The organism is Rhizobium sp. SVR5-2C, from assembly GCF_056755115.1.
In genome coordinates this window covers 1-229 of record NZ_JBNDHT010000679.1, presented here as the reverse complement: position 1 = coordinate 229, position 229 = coordinate 1, and the positions used below count along the sequence as shown (strand labels likewise).

Annotated in this window: 1 protein-coding gene; it reads right to left on the bottom strand. The window is 58.1% G+C overall.

Annotated elements, in window-relative coordinates; all coding sequences use genetic code 11:
- Window positions 1-42: 42 nt before the first annotated feature.
- The coding region (locus ACPYOI_RS37350) for a hypothetical protein (RefSeq protein ID WP_481424340.1) at window positions 43-229 on the bottom strand (187 nt) is incomplete at its 5' end.

Sequence of the window (229 nt, the reverse complement as noted above, 5' to 3'; positions counted from 1 at the left end):
ATCCTGAAGAACGCCGAGGCATCGCTGCCGGAAAACCCTTCGTCACAGTTCAAGGTGACGTCCTAAAAGGTTTCGGAGGATAAAAAGCAGCTCTGGCTGCAGATCGCCCTGCCCGCCGCCGGCGATACCGCGCCGGAGTTGATCCTCACCTTCCCTGCCGGTTATGTGTTCCCCAAGAAGTTGATGAGCAAATGCGACGGGAAGACCTTCTCTACCGCTGTCGCGCTCC